Genomic DNA, 18,176 nt, shown 5'->3' on the forward strand with positions numbered 1-18,176 from the left:
TTGCGCTTCTTTTCCGGATATTTTTGATAAAATCTAAATATATTCATTTGCATGTTATTTTTAATCTGAACCAGAATCAGGGCGGGTAAATGAGCGTTTTCTGAAGAATATTTATAATGCTTTGAATGTATGCTTATATATTGAATGTTTGGGGCATTTGAATAAATGTATATCAATTCATCAGCAACAGATGATGTTCTCGCTTCTGCAAAGAGTCTCTCGAAAGGATCCGATGATATTTACACTCTGTTCTTTGCGGATACAGATGTTCCGGATATTGGAGAACTGCAGAGAGAACTCACCCGGGGGGGGATCCGGTTTATTGGGGGGATTGCGCCGGGCCTCATCGTTGGAACAACTGTCAGGGACTGCGGTGCGTTAATCCATAGATATACCTGTGCTGCAGGCCCGTTTGTTGTACCGGATCCTGTTTTTGGGCATATCTCATCTGGCTTTGTTCAGGATATGGAAATCCCCTGTGCGGGACATAGCACGACAGTGATGATGTATCTTCCCGGCCATTGTTCTGCTACCCGTTTTCTCCGTCAGATATATGGGATGTTTGGGAATGGAGTGACATATATTGGTTCAGGTATGGGATATGAGGATGAAATCCTTCGGCCCTGTGTCTTTTCAAATGAGATATTCTCAGATAGTGCTGCTGTCTTTGTGATTCTCTCTTCAGAATGCACGGTTGCAGCCCGTCATGGGTTTATTCCTATTTCAGATTCCATGGTTTCAACCCTGACTGAACAGAATCATGTGCTGGAAATAAACTGGAAAAATCCCTGGAATGAATATTTTTCAGCAATAGAGGAAGATTGCCGTAGGGAGTACTCCGGCATACGTCCGGAAGAATGCATCGTAAAATATCCCCTGGTACTTCAGACGGAATTCCCTGAATCTGTCTGTAGAGGGGTGCTGCAGGTAACGCCGGAAGGGTCACTTGTTTGTGCTGGTGATATTCCGGAGAATGCTGTCTTTCGTGTTGCAAAATATTCCTATGCGTCTCTGGTGGAAGCCGCCGCCTCAGCTGCCGAGGTTGCGACTGCGGGTCTTCAGGAGAAATCTGAATTTCTTTTCCTGATTGATTGTATTTCCCGGAAATGGAACTGCGGCGATAAATATCCCTGTGAACTCAAAGCGGTGGAACAGGTACTTTCAGGTAAACTGGAGTCAGTCCAGCTGGAAGGTATTCTGTCATTTGGGGAAATAAGTTCAATGGGCACAGGGATGATTGAATATCTGAATTATACATGTGTGGCCGGACGGTTTTATGAGTAATAATCAGGTATCTGCTGTCTCTAAAAATCTTTCAATCATCAACGAGCTGGCCTTTTCCATAGGTAATTCCCTTGACCTGCAGGAAAACTGTGATGCATTCTGCACCCTTCTGCTGGCCCGGAAGAACTATTCATTTGTTTCACTCTGGCTCAGAAATGATGTTCTGAAAAATGGGGGGGAAGCAGGAGATGCAACATGTGTCTATGCCTATCCTCTGGTGATGGCAGACCAGGTGACGCTGCCTGTTGCCCATCCTCTCTTCAATCCGCTTACCAATGAAAGGGCTGTCTCCTATTCCTTCCATGATCCTGAGTTTGATTCATTTATTGCAGAAAAAAGAATTCAGGGAGGGGCGTATGCACTCTATCCTCTGGGGGATTTCGGTGTCCTGAAGATTTATGCTCAGAACAGGGATGAAGCATTCAGTGCGGAAGAAATGGCACAATTGCGCAATGTAGTACGGAAATTTGCGATATCTGTCCAGGGATGCCTTTCCCACCAGGCACTGGTTGATGAAATTCGTGAACGTACTGTGGCAGAACAACGTCTGAAAGATTCAAAAAATGCGATGCAGACATTTATTGACAGCATCCCTGAAATTGCAGCACTAATTGGAAGTGACAGGTCTGTTATTGTAGCCAATTCTGTCTTTAACCGGATACCTGGCTTTTTACATGCCGGGATGAATGATTCAGATATCCAAAAGCGTTTTACCCCTGTCATGAAGGACATGATGGGGGGAATTACGCGTGTATTTGAAAATCGGGAGCCTGCTATAACTGAAATGGAGATGAATAGCTGCGCTATTGAGATGCACATGACTCCGGTCATTGGCAGTGTCGGGGAGGTGGATGCTGTTGCCATCTTTGGTATTGATATAACCGAAAAAAAGAGAGAGATGCTTGAACAGCTGCGAAATAGTGAAAAAAAGTTCAGGGAACTTGCCGATTTCATTCCCATTATTCTCTTTGAATGTGATGAAGCAGGAACCGTGACATTTGCAAATCGGACCGCATTTTCTGCCCTGTGGTTAGATCCGGATCAGCTGGATATGAGCTTAAATCTCACTGACTATGTTGTCCCTGATGATGTCAGCCATGCTGAAAACAAAATAGCCGAGGCTGTGTGTGGTGGTTGGATACAGGGGATGCAGTTAACTGTCCGGCGTGTGGACGGGACTACATTCCCTGCACTGGTCTCTGGTGGGCAGATAATTCGTGATGGAAAATCAGATGGCATACGTGGGGCGGTGATCAACATTAGTGACCAGGTGATGGCAAAAGAGGCCCTGCGGAGGACGAACCTGAAACTTTCGCTCATTTCCTCTGTCACCCGACATGACATCCTGAACCAGGTGACTGCCATGCTGCTCTTCAAAGAGTTGCTCGCAGATACTGTTGAAGCAGGTAATCCTGTTGCTGCTGAGTATGTGTCAGATTTGTTTGAAATTGCAGAGACAATTGAACGGCAGATCCTCTTTTCACAGGATTATCAGGATATTGGGATGAAGGCGCCCAGATGGCAGTATGTCCGGGCCATTGTCAGAAATGTCTCGCAGAATACGGAGGTATCTGCACTCAATATATCGTGTTCTACGGGTGATCTTGAGATATATGCAGATGATCTCTTTGAGAAGGTTGTCTTTAATCTGATGGATAATGCACTCAGGCACGGGTTTAATGCCTCTTCAGTGGCAGTCACATGGGTTCCGTCTTCAGAAGGAGGTGGTACGCTCGCATTTGCAGATGATGGTGTTGGTGTGCCTGACGGGAAGAAAGAACAGATATTTGAGAAAGGTTTTGGGTCAAACACCGGATATGGACTATATCTAATTCGGGAAATATTGGAGCTAACCAATATCTCCATTGAAGAAACGGGTACGGTGGGCAGGGGGGCGACCTTTTCTCTCTTTTTTCCCCCTGGTGCCTGCCGCATCTCTCCTTCTGATGAGTGACTAACACTTTTACCCCGTCTCCGGCGTATGTTCATGTGTAGACCGGGTCGGATATACGTACATGCATCAGAATGTCATACAGCCAGTGGGGTATTGTGAACGCGGCTTTTTAACGTTGGTTACAGCGCCACGGCCTGTTCTGGAAAAAACACTTGCTGGCCTCCTCCTGCATAAATCAGGGGATGCACTGGTCATTACCTGTGGCCGTGCCCGTGACGGAACCTTTGTGACGGCGGCAGATGGGTATCCCGATACTTCAGTTATTAGGGTTGGCAGTCAGTCACAGGTTGTAAATGGTGTCCGGATATGCAATGCATCATTGATTGTGGTTGTGCATGACCCGGAGATCTATGAAAATGATGAGGAGGGTGCAGCCCGTGTCGCTGCGATGTTGCGGGAGTATGCATGTTTGTCTGCAAATCGTATTGTGATCCTTGCCCGCCCCAAAGATGCATATCTGGATGTAATGTGGCAGTATGCCGGTCGGTATCTCTTTATTGAATAAGACTGTGAGTGGAAGAATGGGCGGATTGCCTGTGACCGGCAGATGACGCTTGATGTGGTAGGATGATTTGCCTGATTGCAGGGCAGTGTCAGGTACTCGTAAAAACGTGAAAAATCACTGTAGATAAGTATCCGAAAGAACAAGATCAGGGAATGAATGCAGTAATTCTGACAAAATATGTCCTGAATGATCGTTTTCCCGCCAGCATGGCGGAACCGGGCGGAATTGAGGATGTGTAGGATGGCATCTGGAAGAATCCCCTGTTTTATTCTCTGTGCTGCCTGCATATGTGCTGCTCTCTGTGGGGCAGGTTGTCTCACCACACCCAACCCGCAGGAGACTGCCTCCCCCGCACTCGGAGACCCCGTTTCTCTCCCATATTTTCAGGTGGCTGAGAATGACGCAGAAGAATCCCTCAAAAAAATAATTGAAGAGGAAATTGCGGAATCTCCGAAACTTTTTGGATATGCGGTGACTGCATTCTACAACGGTACCAGCCTTGAGGTGACTGACTGCACCAGTTATCATCACGACGATGGCACCCCGCCGGTTTATGTCTATACCTTCCGTCACACCATGCCTTCCCTGAAGGATCCGCAGCATATGCGGGATGATGTTACCCTGCAGATTACTGTCATGAACGGCGACGTCACGGAACGGATGGTGGCGATGGGTAGCAGTGTGACGATGATGGGTGTCTAAGACTCTCTTTCCTTTTCCCGGACATCACCTTTCTATTTTGCCTCCTGCAGGTTCTGCCTGGACAGTATGTTCATTCCGCCGGCGATATGTGAGTGATGTAAAATGGACTCCCGTACAGATGATACTCCGGCGTATCCTGTGTGGTGTGTAGTGGGGTCAAAAAGGAATGGAAAATATGGTAGGAAAATTCAGATGAACCGCGGTTTTACAGAGAGATTCTTCTGGGTGTATATTTTCCGTGATGGCTTGCCTGCTGTCACAGCAGAAATTTTCTCTACAAGTGCAACCGGTGTCATCTCTTCCTTGTATGGTTTCTTTGGCTGTGAGTCCTTCCGGATGGTCACGGTAAGTAGGCCTGATTCAGCCTCAGAATCCCCAACAACTACAACATATGGTACCCAGTCCATGCCTGCTTCCCTGACCTTTTTACCGACCGATTCTTCACGGTCGTCAACATCACAGCGGATGCCTGCCTTTGTCAGGACTTCACAGACCTCTGTTGCGTAGGAGATATGGCGCTCGGCCACCGGCACAATCCGTGCCTGTGTCGGGGAGAGCCACACTGGAAGCATTGGGACATCCTGTGTTGCAGTCTTCTCTAAGAGGGCGCAGATAACGCGTTCAATTGAGCCGGTAGGAGAACAGTGGATGATAGGTGGGTGGACTTCCCCTTCTTCGGAGAAATATTTGATGTCAAAGCGTTCTGACGATTCAACATCGATCTGGACGGTTGGGTTCTCGATAGGACGGCCCTGCCCGTCAATCGCCGCAAGATCCACTTTTGCCACCCAGTAGTGCACACGGTCAGAGAGCAGTTCAATGAGCATCGGCACACCGGACGTCTTTACGATGCCTTTTACCCATTCCTCATGCTCTTCGTAGAATCCTTCTGTGCATCGGAATATGCCGGCAAGAGGAGTTTCGAGATCCCGGCCGGTCTGCCAGCCAATCATCAGCTGCTCTTCAAAGCAGGAGAGTGTCTGGTCCATGTCGAGACAGAGAGAATGCATGTCGGGCATCGTAAAGGCGCGGAGGCGCTTCAGACCGATGCACTCACCCTTCTGCTCATGCCGGAAGGAGTAGGTAGAGAGCTCATACATCTTCATCGGGAGCGTGTTTGGCGAGATGTGCATGTCGTGCATTATGGAGAACATCCCGAAACAGGCTGCAAACCGGAGCATCATGTTACGGTTGCCTGACTTGAACCGGTACTGGCGTTCGCCGAACTTACCTGCGTGTTCATTTATAGCGGCGTTGTCAAGGTCATACATGACCGGCGTTTCAACCGGCATGCCACCGTAGTCAAGTACCAGTCCGAGGACATAATCGCTTAAGAGATCGCGAATTATTTTCCCCCGGGGTAACCACCGGAGATTTCCGACATCAGAGAGGGCTTCATAATCAACGAGTTCCTTTGCCCGCATCAGTTCGCAGTGTATAGAGTCTCCGGATACTTCTGCAGCAATTCCGGTTTCTTTTTTGACCAGTTTCCCGAATGGAGTGTCATCTGCATATTTCGTGGAATCTTCCCGTGCGCCTTCGGGGGTGAGGACAAAGAACGTATGGGTGACTTTCTTCTTCTCTGCCTTCTCTTCAGCATCTTCCGGGGTGATTGTCCGGGAGAGTTCTGAGAGGGGGTGGCCCTTGCAGGAGATGGTGAATGCCTTGTACCATCCAAACGGTGCACGTTTGACGGTCATCCCTTCTTTCTGGGAACAGATCTCCTCGATTGTGGTCAGTGCCTCAATCGCTGCCTTCGGGTTTGAAAGGTCACTGGAGAGGTGGGCATACGGGTAGATCATGATATTTGTCGTACCGAGCTTCTCAGCCGTCTCCAAAATCTCCGCCGCGGTCTTTGCCGCAACACCCGGGATATTATCTTCGTCCGGCGCTTCGACAGCACAGAATGCTGTCAGTGCCTCTTCAAGTCCGTCGGCCGGTATAATGTTCTCTTCTGCTACCGGTGTTTTCTTCTGGGTCTCATATGTTATCTGGTCGGAATGAATCAGCAAAATTCGCATAATGGATACTCCATGGTATATATATCGCAAGTACTGTTTAGATCTGTTCCATAATTAGGGTATGGATTCCCGGTACTGACCGGGTCATCGGACATTTTTATGGTAACGTGAGAGGGTTGCCTGCCGCTGGTTAAGATATTTGGCATCCCCTTTTGAACCGTATGGTTTCTCTGCACGTTCTGTTGTGTAAAAAACAAGCTGACCTATTGCCATTCCTGCATAGAGGCGGACCGGGCGGCGGTTTGCATTTGAGATCTCAAGGGTAATTGTCCCACAAAATCCAGCATCAATCCATCCCCCGGTCTGGTGCAGGGCAATGCCCAGACGCGCAATACTTGATTTCCCTTCGATGGTTGCAACGATGTTATCCGGCAGTGTGATACACTCGTGTGTCTCTGCCAAAAGGAACATTCCGGGCGGAACATCAATGTACTCCGCATGTTTCTCGTCTACGTGGGATACAATTGAATCCTGTTCATACGGGTCAATAACGTCATCAGACTCTTCATACCACACAAAATGGTCACCAAGTCGGATGTCAATAGAATTGGGCTGAATAAACTTCGAATCGAACGGGTCGATTTTTATAAACCCCCGCTCAATGCGATCCTGTATCTGCCAGTCAACGAGAATCATAATATCTGATAGAAAATGGGTTGTGAGGAGTTATTTATTTTCTCTTGATAAATTGCCGGCCGTGTCACAATCTGTTGAGGTCTGTTTCATTTTTTCCCAGTGACCGGATCATCACTGTCGTTTGCTTTTCCCACATTGATATGCCACTCGGAACGGCTGATAATCCCATGGAGCGTGGTCACTTCCCGCCCGGTAAGAAGGGTGCGCCCAAAGATCCGTCGCATCATGGTCATGGTATTTTCCCGCTTGTATTCCTGGTGATCGATGAGGTCCAAAAATTCGTCAATATGGGTGTAGAGGGCATCCATATCGCGCCGCGAAGCAGTGATGTAATTCCCCCGCGAGAGGTGTGCAAGCTCATAGCAGACAATACCTACTGCATGGGAGATATTTACAATCGGATACTCTGGTGATGTGGGAATGGTGCAGACAACATCGCACTGTCGCACCTCTTCATTGGACAGGCCCCAGTTTTCCCTGCCAAAGAGAATGGATATTCTGCCATCAACAGGAGCAACAATATCCCGAAGTTCGTTGGGGGCATAATAGGGCATGCGCATTGCATGGGATATCGTCTTTGAGAGTTCTCCGGTTGTTGCAACAAGCATGTTGGACTCTGCAATTACATCATCCAGGGATTCTGCGATCACCGCTGACGCCAGCACGTCCTGTGCATGGGATGCCCGGGTGAATGCCTCCATTCCCATCTCGGGTGGGTTGATAAGGACAAGTCGGGTAAACCCGAAGTTCTTCATCACTCGTGCTGCAAATCCGATATTACCTTCGTAAAGGGGTTCAACAAGGACTATTTCGACCTCTGGCATGTGCATATCCTGTATTTTCGTTATTGGACTGCCTTCACGGTCGCCCTGAGTGCAGAGACACCGTCGTCATAGACGGCATTGCCAACAATAATGGTGTCAGCAAATTGCCCCATTTCAGCAGCTTTCTCTGCGTTATTGATGCCACCGCCATAGAAGAGGCGGGCATCAGATACCGCCTTTGATGCTGCAGCTACGACTTTTGGGTCGCCATATGTTCCCGAATATTCGATATATACCACAGGGAATGAAAAATATTGGTCTGCCACCTCTGCATAAGCAGCGACATCTGCTGCAGAGATGTCACAGATTGCCGCTGTTACTTTCCCTACTGATGATGCCGGATTCAGGACGATATAGGCCTCAGGAATAACTCTTGTCCAGTCAATGTGGTTATGTTTTACCCATTTCTGGTGTGTTCCGACCATCCAGCGCATATCAGGGGTGTTGAGGACACTGGGTACAAAGAGGGCGTCCACTTCATCCAGAACCACTCCTTCAGGCCCTGCAGGTTCAACAACGATGGGCAGATCATACTCTTTCACCTGCATGATCAGTTCCCGCATATTCTCCTGGGTTACATTTAGTGTCCCTGAGAGCATCAGGGCGTCTGTTCCACTTGTCGCAATATCTGCGACAGTATCGTTGTCAATTACTTTGTCCGGGTCCAGTTTTGTGATGTGAACCCAGTCCTTCCAGCTGTCATCCATCGTTATCAATATGTTTTATTTGCATGCATCCTGAAATGCACGGATCTTTTCTGTGGGTATCCCTGTTGCTTTTCCGAGTTTTTTGGCATCTGCATCCTTCAGTCCTGTTGTGTCAATAACACCGGCACGGTACAGCCGTTCAAGCATTGATTCTCCCAAACCGGAAATATCCAGAAGTTCGTTTCGCCCGGTCTCTACCATCTTTGTGGTAACCTTTTTCGGTGGTGTAACACCCATTCCGGTGCAGACAGCTGTTGCATGCTTCCACGCGGTTTCTGGTTTTATCCCGGTAATAATGCTGAGGTATGCCGGATGAAGGGCACAGAAGTCTGCCGGCGTCGTGATGCCTGCTTCAAAGTATTTCTTCAGACTCACTGCAGGCACCCCGTATTCACGGAGTGCAGCACGGTTGTGGACTGCCCGTGTCTCATTAAGAAGAGTTTCTGCCTCTGTTGCGGAGAGGTGCATCTGTGTGAGTGCCTCCGGTGTCATTGCAGCCAGTCCTCCCATGTCACCGACCCCTGCCTCTACAAGTGCTGCAGCCACTTTGGCGGGTGAGCGGCCACGCCGGGGTACTACATGTTTGCGGACAAACTTCTTCAATTCGGAACGTTTTCTGAGGATTTCGAGAACCCCCTGTGCTTCTTCCCGGAGGCAGGCCACGGTTGCCTTATCTGTACCGAGAGCTTTTGTCAGTCGTTCCGGTTCGAGGTTCGCCACTTCATACACACTGTAGATATGGGATGCATGCAGGCGTGCAATCATCTCCTCGTCTGAAGATGGCATCATCATGAGTGCTTCGTGATTTGAGCTGATGTGGTTGCAGAGGGGACACCCGATCTCCCATGGACGTGCTCCTTTCCGGATAAGGCGGACGTAATTGAGGTTGTGTATCTCGCATACCTTGTCTTCACGAATGGCTGTGCCCCACATAGCACTGGGAAGGCCGATATTGAATGTACAGTTGGGATATCCTGTACATCCGATGAACTGTGACATCCCTTTGGTCTGGCGTATCATGAGGTCGTGCCCACAGACCGGACATTTTCCGATGATCCTCTCCTCATCGTTTCGGTCCATGATCTCACGTCCGATCTGGTCTTCGTTTGCTTCGAGGGCATCAAAGACGTGGCGCAGCATTGTCTGGGATTCAGAGATGACCTCATCACGGGTAAGGTTTGCCTCCTTTATCTCCTCCATGTGCTGTTCGATGGTGCGTGTCATCTCCGGATTTGTGATGGGCACATTGTGGTTCTCCATCGCCTCAACAACACCTCTTCCGACGAGGGTGGGGCGAACAGGCGTTCCCTCCACATATCGGCGCGAGATCAGTTTGCCAATCACTTCGTGCCGGGTAGATTTTGTCCCAAGACCAAGCTCTTCCATCTGCTGAATCAGTTTGGACTGGGAATACCGGGGTGGTGGTGTGGTGAACTTTTCCTCATTGTTGATAGCAAGGATAGGGAGATGATTTCCTACCTGCATTTCAGGAAGGATGGTATCTTTTGCCTCACTGTAGGTGTAGACTTCCCGGTAACCAGCCTCTGTGAGGCGGGATCCGGTGGCAGTATAAGTCTCCGTTCCAGCGTCAAAGAGGTATTTTAGTGTCGCCCAGCGTGCGTCAGGCGAGAGTGTCGCAAGAAATCGTCTGACAATGAGTTCATATATTTTCCACTGGTCATCGGTGAGGGCCTCTTTTTTCGCGGCACCTGCCGGATGAATTGGTGGATGGTCAGTGCTTGATTTTTTGCCGTGGGTCGGTTCCTTCCTGCGGTTTGCCTGTGTCCATTGCACTGCCTTTGAGAGACTGGTCTTCTTAAGCTCCTTCAGGATTTCATCAAGATCCAGTGATTTTGGGTATACGGTATTGTCCGTACGAGGATAGGAGACGTATCCGTTCATATAGAGATCTTCTGCGATACGCATCGCGTTTGCCGCAGAGAAATGCAGACGGGCTGCTGCAACAATGAACGATGTGGTGTCAAAAGGTGCTGGTGCCCGATCCGTTCGGGTTCCTTCCTTTACACTGGTAACAACGAGCGGTGCAGCGGTGTTATGTTCTGCCTGTACTGCCTCGCGTTTGTCCTGGAACCGGTCAGTGGTGTGGCGTGCGGTGACGGGTGTTCCATCTTTTTCCGAATCCACTGAGAGCATCCAGTAGGGTTCCGGTACAAATGCCTCAATCTCTTTTTCCCGGTCGACGATCATTGCAAGTGTCGGGCTCTGTACCCTGCCGACGGAAAGAATGCTCTTTCCACCCCGTTTTGCGGCAATTGAGATGAACCGGGTAAGGGATGCCCCCCACAAAAGGTCAATTATCTGGCGTGCCTCACCTGCTGCTGCGAGATCAAAATCAATACCTGCAGGGTCTTCAAAGGCAGTGGTTATTTCCTGTGGGGTGATTGCAGAAAATCGGGCTCTGTGGACTGGTACGTCTTTATTTGTGGACCGTACTATCTCAAAGGCCTCCTTGCCAATGAGTTCTCCTTCCCGGTCATAATCAGTGGCAATGGTGACAAGAGTTGCTGTTTTGGAGATCTTTTTTATCAGGGAGACGATATTTTTCGCGGTTGGTTTTTTGATGGTTTTGGCATCGATGAGAGTCCGTGGTGTATTTATCTCTGAACGCCAGTTGCTGTATCCCGGTTCAAAATCAATCTCCACCACGTGGCCACGCAGCCCCAGGGTGATGGTGTCATCAAACCGGTAGGTATTGACACCATTATCCTTTCCCGTGCGAACTTTTGGTCCTTTCTTTTCAGAGGATACTGAATCGGCACCAGCAAGAATCTCTGCGATACGTCGGGCTGCAATATTCTTTTCTGCAATGATGAGGTGCATTTGGTGTCACTCCTCCGTTTCTTTCAGAGCGTCAGCCATTGCAGTATTGAGTTCTTTGGGGTCAGCCCGTCCACGTGTTGCTTTCATGACCTGACCCACGAGGAAGTTTACCGCTCCTTTCTTCCCGGCATGGTAGTCTGCAACGGCATTCGGGTTCGCGGCAATGACTTTACCTATTTCCGCAGTGAAATCATCTCCCGCAGCCTTGGTAAGGCCCAGGCGGGTTACGATGTCAGCCGGCATTTCACAGGTTTCCACATCCTCTCCTATGCAATGGTCAAGCATAACTCTGAGTACTTCAACACCGGATTTGTCGGTGATGGTGCCATCACGGATGAGGGCAATGAGGTCTCCTATGTTCATCGTGGGCACGTCATCAATGCGCATTGAGCGGTAGTTTATTTCCCCAAGGAGAATGTCTGCCACCCATATGGCTGCAATGGCCGGGTCCGCATCTGCAACCGATTCATAGAAATTAGCGACCTTCAGGTCACCGGTGAGGGTGCGGGCATGATTCTCCGAGATGCCATACTGTGCTATAAACCGTTCCCGGCGTGCATCCGGAAGTTCGGGGAGGACAATGTCATCAATCCACCCTGAGACTCTCAGGGGGCGGAGATCGGGTTCCGGGAAATACCGGTAGTCGTTTTCGTTCTCTTTACTGCGTGAGGAGGTGGTGATGCCCCGTCCTTCCAGGAAATGGCGTGTCTCCTGTTCAATTCTCTGTCCCTTCCGGATGAGGTTGCGCTGGCGGGTGATCTCAAAGTTGAGTGCCTTTTCCACTCCCTTATATGAAGAGATATTTTTGCATTCCACCCGGTTATGGCCCTTTATGGAGATATTCGCGTCCACACGGATGGATCCTTCACGCTCACCGTCGAAAACTTCCAGGTATTCCAGTGTTGAGCGGAGTTTGTTCAGGAAGCGGCGTGCCTCCTTCGGGGACCGGAGATCAGGTTCGGTAACAATCTCAATCAGGGGTATGGAGCTCCGGTTATAGTCAACAAGGGAGTAGCCTGCACGATCCCGTGAGGTCTTGTGAATAAGCCTTCCGGGATCTTCTTCAAGATGAATCCGGGTGATGCGGATATTTTTTGGGTGCCCCTCGTCGTCATCAACTTCCATGATGCCCTTCTCTGCGATTGGCTTGTCATACTGGGATATCTGGTAGCCCTTTGGGAGATCAGGGTAGAAGTAATTCTTACGGGAAAATTCAGAGACTTCCGGTACGGTCAGTTTCAGGGCCTTTGCCACTTTCAGTGCATAGAGCACTGCCTGTTTGTTCAGGCGTGGCATCGCACCGGGGAGTCCCAGACAGATTGGGCATACGTGAGTGTTTGGTTCATCTCCCTGAAAATCAGTGGAACAGCCACAGAAGAGCTTTGTCTTTGTATTGAGCTGGCAGTGAATTTCAAGACCGATGATGACTGTTTTGTCTGTCATTTCAGATCACCTCCGTCTCGTATGCAAACGCAGCATCCACAACCCGTTCATCCTCGAAGTGGCGGCCGATTAACTGCAGGCCGACAGGCATCTTATCAACCGTTCCACAGGGGACCGATATGGCAGGTACTCCTGCGAGGTTTGCGGGGACAGTCAGGATATCTGCAAGATACATTGAGAGGGGATCACTCTTCTCGCCGAGTTTAAATGCAATCTGTGGCATGGTAGGGCCTGCGATGATATCTGCGTCTTTGAATATTCTGAGGAAGTCTTTGCGCACATTCTCCCGTGCCACCTGTGCCTTTGCGTAGTATTTCCCATAGTATCCGGCAGAAAGGGCGAATGTCCCTAAGAGGATACGGCGCTGCACCTCTTTTCCAAAGAATGTGCCCCTGTGGTCACGGTATTCATCATGCCATGAGCGTTTTGTCTCAACGGAGGGGCCAAAGCGTACACCGTCAAAGCGGGAGAGGTTTGATGATGCCTCACTTGTGCATGTCACGTAGTATGCGGCAAGGGCGTATGCCATGGAGGGGATGGAACAGGCCATCGTCTCAGCACCGGCATCTTCCAGTTTCCCGATAGCATTGCGCACACTCTCTGCAACGGTGGGGTCCACACCTTCCCCGAAGAATTCCTCAGGAACTGCGATCTTCATGCCTGCAATTTCACTGGATGGTGTGTGGGTATAGGGACGGTCATAGGCTGTTGAGTCACGGGAGTCCGGGCCTGCAATGGCAGACATCAGCGTATTGACATCTGTTACTGTCTGTCCCAGAGGACCGATCTGTTCCAAAGAGTTGGAGTATGCAATGAGCCCGTAGCGTGAAACACGGCCAAAGGTTGGTTTGAGACCAACAATACCACAGAATGCTGCCGGGCAGCGGATTGACCCGCCTGTGTCACTCCCCAGTGCCATGTCAACCATGCCGTCACCGACTGCTGCAGCACTTCCGCCGGATGACCCTCCGGGAACCCGTGATGTGTCGTGCGGGTTTGTGGTGGGCCCGTATGCACTGTTTTCAGTGGTGGTTCCCATCCCGAATTCGTCCATATTTGTCTTGCCCACGATAGCAGCGCCTGCTTCCCTGAGGCATGTTACTACATGTGCATCAAAGGGTGGGACGTATCCTGCAAGAATACGGGATCCACAGGTGGTAGGGATACCTGCTGTCGATATATTATCTTTAACAGCAATTCCTTTTCCTTCAAGCGGGCCACCAGTCTCTTCGTACATGGCCAGATCCAGACGGGTGATAAATGCATTCGTCCGGTCTGTTTTTTCAAAGAAGTACTCTTTTACCATTCTCACATCACCCGTGGTGCCCTGATATGCCCGTCTTCTGTCTCATGGGCGTTGGCACATGCTGCTTCCTGCGTCAGTGAAGGGGTAACCTCATCTTCACGCAGGACATTTACCAAGTCAGCTTTGCCTTCTTCCCCATCACTGACAGTATCCAGGATATCAAAATATTCAAGTATATGATTGAACTGAGAGGTAAATTCCCCCAGTTCTTCTTTTTTTATATGGATATCTGCAAGTTTTGCAATTCCTTCAACATCGTTTTCCAAAACCATCTGTCTCGCGCCCTTCAGAGTTGATTCATGTACCCTTGTACTGAGTTTTTATAACCGTTTTTGCGTGCGGCCCGCTGGATGACCTTCCAGATACCGCTTCCATACTGCATTGCCTTCTTCTCATAACAGGCTGTTTCCTGTGGCATATAGCTGCATGCGACCTTTCTGAGGGGACGTTTTCGTACTCCCCCGAATACCTTTTTATCTGCAGGAATCGCTTCTGCAGCGCGCACAACACGTGTATCCAGAAACGGGCAGGAAATAAAGCAGCCAAAAAGACCTGCCACTGCCTGGTCGCGTGCACTTTGCACTGCAAGGCCGGCAAAGTCATCCCGGAAGAGACGCTCCAGATCCTCTGCTTCAAGATATCGTGAATATCCCCCAAATAGTTCATCTGCCCCCTGGCCTGCAAGAATACGGGAATACCCGTTTTCACCTGCCCACCGTGCGACAAAATACAGTGTTGCTGCAATTGATGCATCAACCGGGGTGACACGGGGAATTACCTTCATCACTGCCTTCAGGGCATCTTCAACCTCATCAGGAGTGACGGTGACACAGATATGATCCAGACCGATTTCATTCGCCACCTCTGTTGCATGGGAGATGTCATGTGAGCCGGAAATCCCTACGGTCACGCAGGGAAGTTTTGCAATTGCTGCAATAAGAGCGGAGTCAACGCCGCCTGAGAATGCGACAATTCCTTCAGTATTTCTGAGTAATACGGCGGTTTCAATGGCATCTGCAAGGGGTAACAGGGGAGGTTCCGGTCTCACATGGCCGGTAACCGCTCCCTTTTCCATCACCACTCCTGCATCGCATCTGCCGGGGACAATCCCCATATGATCGCGTGCACAACCGTCTTCCCAGGTAAGAAAAAATTCTCCTCCACATGAAGTGAGCCATTCTGTCCCTCCGGAGAGGCGGCCGCCAATCTCTTCTGTGGTAAGAAGGGTGCCATCTGTTTCTATCCAGCCTTTCAGGCTAATCTCTACTGCCATGTATGCTTCGATCCTGATATGTCCGGTTATTCAGGTACACTATCTTCACTGACTAGAAAAAGAATGTGAATTTGGCCGGTAAGGGTATTGGTGCAGGATCTGTCCCTCATAATTCACACAAAATTGATTCACGCTTGATCATTTCGTAAAACAAGTTGGTCTCTCTAAAAAAAGATCTGGATTTTATTACTGGGTCTGGTCTTTTGGAGGGGCCGGTTTATCTTCAAGCATCTTCTTGTACCAGACAAACCATGGGGTGTCGAGGAACCCAATGATATTTTTGGCAACAATCTGGCCGATAATGAGTGGCAGAAGAGGAGCCACACCTGCAAAGGCGATGGTGACAAAGATGATGGAATCAAGGGTCAGGCCAACGGCGTCGCTGGACACAGATCGCAGGATGATTCTCTTTTCATAGCGCTTTTTCAGGCCGGCAAAAATGCGTGTGTCAATGGTCTGGGTAATGAGAAATGATATCCATGACGCAACGGTGAGGCGGATGCCGAAGGTGAAGATCTCCTGCCATGCCTCTTCGTAGGCAAAGAAAGGGGCTGGTGTGAGGGAATTTGTCATGACAAAGAAGATAACCAGAAGCACCTGAGTTATGAATGCAATGAAAATGGCAATCTGGGCCCGTTTCATTCCATATACTTCATTGATCATATCAATTGCCTGAGAGATGAACGGGTAGATGAATACTGCCGCCGGTGCGATGAAGACATAGATGCCGATATCAAATTCCACCACTCGTGCGGCGAGAATCTGGGAAGCTGCGAGATAAACCGCATATATAGCCACAAGCGCAGCATAACCGTATTCCCGTCTGTTGTTCAGCATCCATGCAGCCGCATACGTAACGATGGTGAGACTTATCGCCCAGTATATCCAGACAACAGGAAATGTCATATTATTACTCTCCCTGGTGGTAGCGGTCGTATCGTGGCCATACGGGGTAGAATAAATTGATACACATCTGAGATATCATTTCATCAAAAATGGATTGTCCGGGAAAAGTTTCCCGGTTAAATGGTGAGTGGTCCCAGTTTTTCAGCGAGGGCTTCAACCTGGGCTACAGCGGTTCCGATGTAGTTGTCCGGATTCAAAAGCTCTACAATTTCATCATAGGTGATAAGAGCAGCAACATCTTTGTCTTCTGAAAATACTGTCGCAACCGGACGTTTCTCTTCAAGTGCAATCATGCATGCGACACGCACCCGTTCATGGGCATCCTGCCGGTCCATTCCGCGCTTCGTCAGTTGAATCATCACGGATTCTGCCATGTTAACGCCATGGAGGAGGTCCAGATTTTTCCGGATATTATCTTCACGGATGCGCAGGCCGGTGAGCACCTTTGTCATGACGGTGAGGATGTGGTCACAGAGAATGCTCGTCTCAGGGAAGGTAATTCGTTCGCAGGAAGAGTTGGTGAGATCCCGCTCATCCCAGAGGACGTTGTTAGCAAGGGCCGGCTCGATCATGGCCCGGACGATACGTGACAGGCCTGAAACCTGTTCTGACTTAATCGGGTTGCGCTTGTGCGGCATTGTGGAAGAACCTACCTGATTTTTACCAAAGGCCTCTTCCAGCTCACCTATTTCAGAGCGCTGCATCATCCGTATTTCAAGAGCAATTTTGTCAAGAGTGGTGGCCACATTTGCAAGGAACATGATATACTCTGCAAACCGGTCACGCTGGATGACCTGGCTGGAGACGTCCACCGGGGTCAGGCCAAGATATTCCATCATATTGGCCATGACCGCAGTACCGGCACTCCCTAGTGATGCCTGTGTCCCGACAGCGCCCGTCATCTGTCCGACAGCTGCCCGTGGGCGGAGTTGTTCCAGCCGCTCAATGTGGCGTGATACTTCAGATGCCCAGATGGCAAACCGCAGACCGTAGGTGGTGGGTACACCAATTTGTCCGTGGGTACGCCCGGCGCAGACCAGGTTTTTTGTCTCGAGACTGCGTTTTAAGAGCACGCCCAGAAGTGTTCTGAGTTTTTGCTCAATGATGCCAAGACTATCTCTCACCTGCAGGCCGGTTGCCGTGTCGAGAATATCATTTGATGTAGCCCCATAGTGGACCCACCGTGCAGACCCGCCGCAGACTTCTGAAAGGGCCTTTACGATGGCCATCATGTCGTGGTTAATTTCTTCTTCAATTTCCTTTGCGCGTGCAAGGGATGCATCTGGTGCGTGTGCCTCGATTTCATCCGCAGCAGCCTGGGGGATAACTCCTGCCTTTGCCTCTGCGACAGCAAGGCCGACTTCAGCTGAAACTACACAGCGAAATCGATTATCTTCGTCCCAGACAGCTCGCATCTCCGGAGTGCCGTATCGGAAGTCGATGGGGTGGATTGCCATAGTACTCATTACATGCGGTCGGATGCGCAAAAATGGTTTGCAGAAAATGGGTAAAAAAGAGCAGTGGTTATTCTCTGATGTGGTAATCTGCGTCAATTACCATCGGGTCACTCTCTTCCGGAAGCAGGGCCCAGAGGATGATGTAGAGCAGTATAAAGGGCACAAAATACGTGAATATCGTGAGCACCACCCAGACAATCCTGATCAGTGTGGGACTGACGTGCAGGTAGCCGCCAATGCCTGCGCAGACACCTCCCAGCATTCGGTTGTCAGCAGACCGGCCGAAATGGCGTGATGATTGCATACTGTATGTATCT

General features: G+C 49.8%; 16 protein-coding genes. 4 read left to right on the forward strand and 12 right to left on the reverse strand.

The window, feature by feature from the left end:
• Positions 1 to 165: 165 nt before the first annotated feature.
• The 4 genes from L0665_RS10010 to L0665_RS10025 all read left to right on the forward strand — a co-directional run bounded on the left by L0665_RS10010 (position 166) and on the right by L0665_RS10025 (position 4,445).
• Positions 166 to 1,284 carry an FIST C-terminal domain-containing protein gene (locus L0665_RS10010; protein ID WP_274925542.1) on the forward strand — a complete coding sequence of 373 codons (1,119 nt, stop codon included), beginning with the start codon at positions 166 to 168 and terminating at the stop codon, positions 1,282 to 1,284.
• Positions 1,277 to 3,238 carry a PAS domain-containing sensor histidine kinase gene (locus L0665_RS10015; RefSeq protein ID WP_274925543.1) on the forward strand — a complete coding sequence of 654 codons (1,962 nt, stop codon included), beginning with the start codon at positions 1,277 to 1,279 and terminating at the stop codon, positions 3,236 to 3,238. The genes L0665_RS10010 and L0665_RS10015 overlap by 8 nt, the downstream gene beginning before the upstream one ends.
• A 61-nt stretch (positions 3,239 to 3,299) precedes the next feature.
• Positions 3,300 to 3,743, forward strand: a complete 444-nt coding sequence (locus L0665_RS10020) for a hypothetical protein (RefSeq protein WP_274925544.1) — start codon at positions 3,300 to 3,302, stop codon at positions 3,741 to 3,743.
• Between the two features lie 240 nt (positions 3,744 to 3,983).
• Positions 3,984 to 4,445 (forward strand): hypothetical protein, encoded by a 462-nt coding sequence (locus L0665_RS10025; RefSeq protein WP_274925545.1) that lies wholly within the window; start codon positions 3,984 to 3,986, stop codon positions 4,443 to 4,445.
• Positions 4,446 to 4,633: 188 nt separating this feature from the next.
• Here the strand turns inward: L0665_RS10025 and L0665_RS10030 are convergent, their stop codons facing one another.
• The 12 genes from L0665_RS10030 to L0665_RS10085 all read right to left on the reverse strand — a co-directional run bounded on the left by L0665_RS10030 (position 4,634) and on the right by L0665_RS10085 (position 18,163).
• On the reverse strand, positions 4,634 to 6,466 hold the full coding sequence (locus L0665_RS10030; protein WP_274925546.1) for a threonine--tRNA ligase: 1,833 nt from the start codon (positions 6,464 to 6,466) through the stop codon (positions 4,634 to 4,636).
• 84 nt (positions 6,467 to 6,550) lie between these two features.
• The gene (dcd, locus tag L0665_RS10035; protein ID WP_274925547.1) at positions 6,551 to 7,102 is read right to left on the reverse strand and encodes a dCTP deaminase; all 552 of its coding nucleotides are present in this window, start codon (positions 7,100 to 7,102) and stop codon (positions 6,551 to 6,553) included.
• Between the two features lie 86 nt (positions 7,103 to 7,188).
• Positions 7,189 to 7,926 carry an RNA methyltransferase gene (locus tag L0665_RS10040; RefSeq protein WP_274925548.1) on the reverse strand — a complete coding sequence of 246 codons (738 nt, stop codon included), beginning with the start codon at positions 7,924 to 7,926 and terminating at the stop codon, positions 7,189 to 7,191.
• A 20-nt stretch (positions 7,927 to 7,946) separates the two neighbouring features.
• Positions 7,947 to 8,633 carry a phosphoglycerol geranylgeranyltransferase gene (locus tag L0665_RS10045; protein ID WP_274925549.1) on the reverse strand — a complete coding sequence of 229 codons (687 nt, stop codon included), beginning with the start codon at positions 8,631 to 8,633 and terminating at the stop codon, positions 7,947 to 7,949.
• Between the two features lie 15 nt (positions 8,634 to 8,648).
• Positions 8,649 to 11,474, reverse strand: a complete 2,826-nt coding sequence (locus L0665_RS10050; protein ID WP_274925550.1) for a DNA topoisomerase I — start codon at positions 11,472 to 11,474, stop codon at positions 8,649 to 8,651.
• Between the two features lie 6 nt (positions 11,475 to 11,480).
• Positions 11,481 to 12,917 carry an Asp-tRNA(Asn)/Glu-tRNA(Gln) amidotransferase subunit GatB gene (gene gatB / locus L0665_RS10055; RefSeq protein ID WP_274925551.1) on the reverse strand — a complete coding sequence of 479 codons (1,437 nt, stop codon included), beginning with the start codon at positions 12,915 to 12,917 and terminating at the stop codon, positions 11,481 to 11,483.
• A gap of 1 nt (position 12,918) precedes the next feature.
• Entirely contained in the window at positions 12,919 to 14,223 is a 1,305-nt protein-coding gene (gene gatA / locus L0665_RS10060; RefSeq protein ID WP_274925552.1) for an Asp-tRNA(Asn)/Glu-tRNA(Gln) amidotransferase subunit GatA, read from the reverse strand.
• 2 nt (positions 14,224 to 14,225) lie between these two features.
• Positions 14,226 to 14,495, reverse strand: a complete 270-nt coding sequence (gene gatC / locus L0665_RS10065) for an Asp-tRNA(Asn)/Glu-tRNA(Gln) amidotransferase subunit GatC (RefSeq protein ID WP_274925553.1) — start codon at positions 14,493 to 14,495, stop codon at positions 14,226 to 14,228.
• Positions 14,496 to 14,509: 14 nt separating this feature from the next.
• Positions 14,510 to 15,496 (reverse strand): asparagine synthase C-terminal domain-containing protein, encoded by a 987-nt coding sequence (locus tag L0665_RS10070; RefSeq protein ID WP_274925554.1) that lies wholly within the window; start codon positions 15,494 to 15,496, stop codon positions 14,510 to 14,512.
• 186 nt (positions 15,497 to 15,682) lie between these two features.
• Positions 15,683 to 16,402, reverse strand: a complete 720-nt coding sequence (locus L0665_RS10075) for a queuosine precursor transporter (protein ID WP_274925555.1) — start codon at positions 16,400 to 16,402, stop codon at positions 15,683 to 15,685.
• Between the two features lie 116 nt (positions 16,403 to 16,518).
• Positions 16,519 to 17,859, reverse strand: a complete 1,341-nt coding sequence (gene purB, locus L0665_RS10080; RefSeq protein ID WP_274925753.1) for an adenylosuccinate lyase — start codon at positions 17,857 to 17,859, stop codon at positions 16,519 to 16,521.
• A 67-nt stretch (positions 17,860 to 17,926) separates the two neighbouring features.
• On the reverse strand, positions 17,927 to 18,163 hold the full coding sequence (locus L0665_RS10085; RefSeq protein ID WP_274925556.1) for a PspC domain-containing protein: 237 nt from the start codon (positions 18,161 to 18,163) through the stop codon (positions 17,927 to 17,929).
• Positions 18,164 to 18,176 lie beyond the last annotated feature (13 nt).

It is taken from the genome of Methanogenium marinum (assembly GCF_028912405.1).
Taxonomy (GTDB): domain Archaea; phylum Halobacteriota; class Methanomicrobia; order Methanomicrobiales; family Methanomicrobiaceae; genus Methanogenium; species Methanogenium marinum.

Coding starts and splice junctions, on each gene's coding strand:
- L0665_RS10040 (WP_274925548.1), bottom strand. CDS start 7,926: ATGCCAGAGGTCGAAATAGTCCTTGTTGAACCCCTTTACGAAGGTAAT.
- dcd (WP_274925547.1), bottom strand. CDS start 7,102: ATGATTCTCGTTGACTGGCAGATACAGGATCGCATTGAGCGGGGGTTT.
- L0665_RS10025 (WP_274925545.1), top strand. CDS start 3,984: ATGGCATCTGGAAGAATCCCCTGTTTTATTCTCTGTGCTGCCTGCATA.
- L0665_RS10010 (WP_274925542.1), top strand. CDS start 166: ATGTATATCAATTCATCAGCAACAGATGATGTTCTCGCTTCTGCAAAG.
- L0665_RS10070 (WP_274925554.1), bottom strand. CDS start 15,496: ATGGCAGTAGAGATTAGCCTGAAAGGCTGGATAGAAACAGATGGCACC.
- L0665_RS10045 (WP_274925549.1), bottom strand. CDS start 8,633: ATGGATGACAGCTGGAAGGACTGGGTTCACATCACAAAACTGGACCCG.
- L0665_RS10030 (WP_274925546.1), bottom strand. CDS start 6,466: ATGCGAATTTTGCTGATTCATTCCGACCAGATAACATATGAGACCCAG.
- L0665_RS10075 (WP_274925555.1), bottom strand. CDS start 16,402: ATGACATTTCCTGTTGTCTGGATATACTGGGCGATAAGTCTCACCATC.
- gatC (WP_274925553.1), bottom strand. CDS start 14,495: ATGGTTTTGGAAAACGATGTTGAAGGAATTGCAAAACTTGCAGATATC.
- L0665_RS10020 (WP_274925544.1), top strand. CDS start 3,300: ATGCATCAGAATGTCATACAGCCAGTGGGGTATTGTGAACGCGGCTTT.
- L0665_RS10015 (WP_274925543.1), top strand. CDS start 1,277: ATGAGTAATAATCAGGTATCTGCTGTCTCTAAAAATCTTTCAATCATC.
- L0665_RS10050 (WP_274925550.1), bottom strand. CDS start 11,474: ATGCACCTCATCATTGCAGAAAAGAATATTGCAGCCCGACGTATCGCA.
- gatB (WP_274925551.1), bottom strand. CDS start 12,917: ATGACAGACAAAACAGTCATCATCGGTCTTGAAATTCACTGCCAGCTC.
- purB (WP_274925753.1), bottom strand. CDS start 17,859: ATGGCAATCCACCCCATCGACTTCCGATACGGCACTCCGGAGATGCGA.
- L0665_RS10085 (WP_274925556.1), bottom strand. CDS start 18,163: ATGCAATCATCACGCCATTTCGGCCGGTCTGCTGACAACCGAATGCTG.
- gatA (WP_274925552.1), bottom strand. CDS start 14,223: ATGGTAAAAGAGTACTTCTTTGAAAAAACAGACCGGACGAATGCATTT.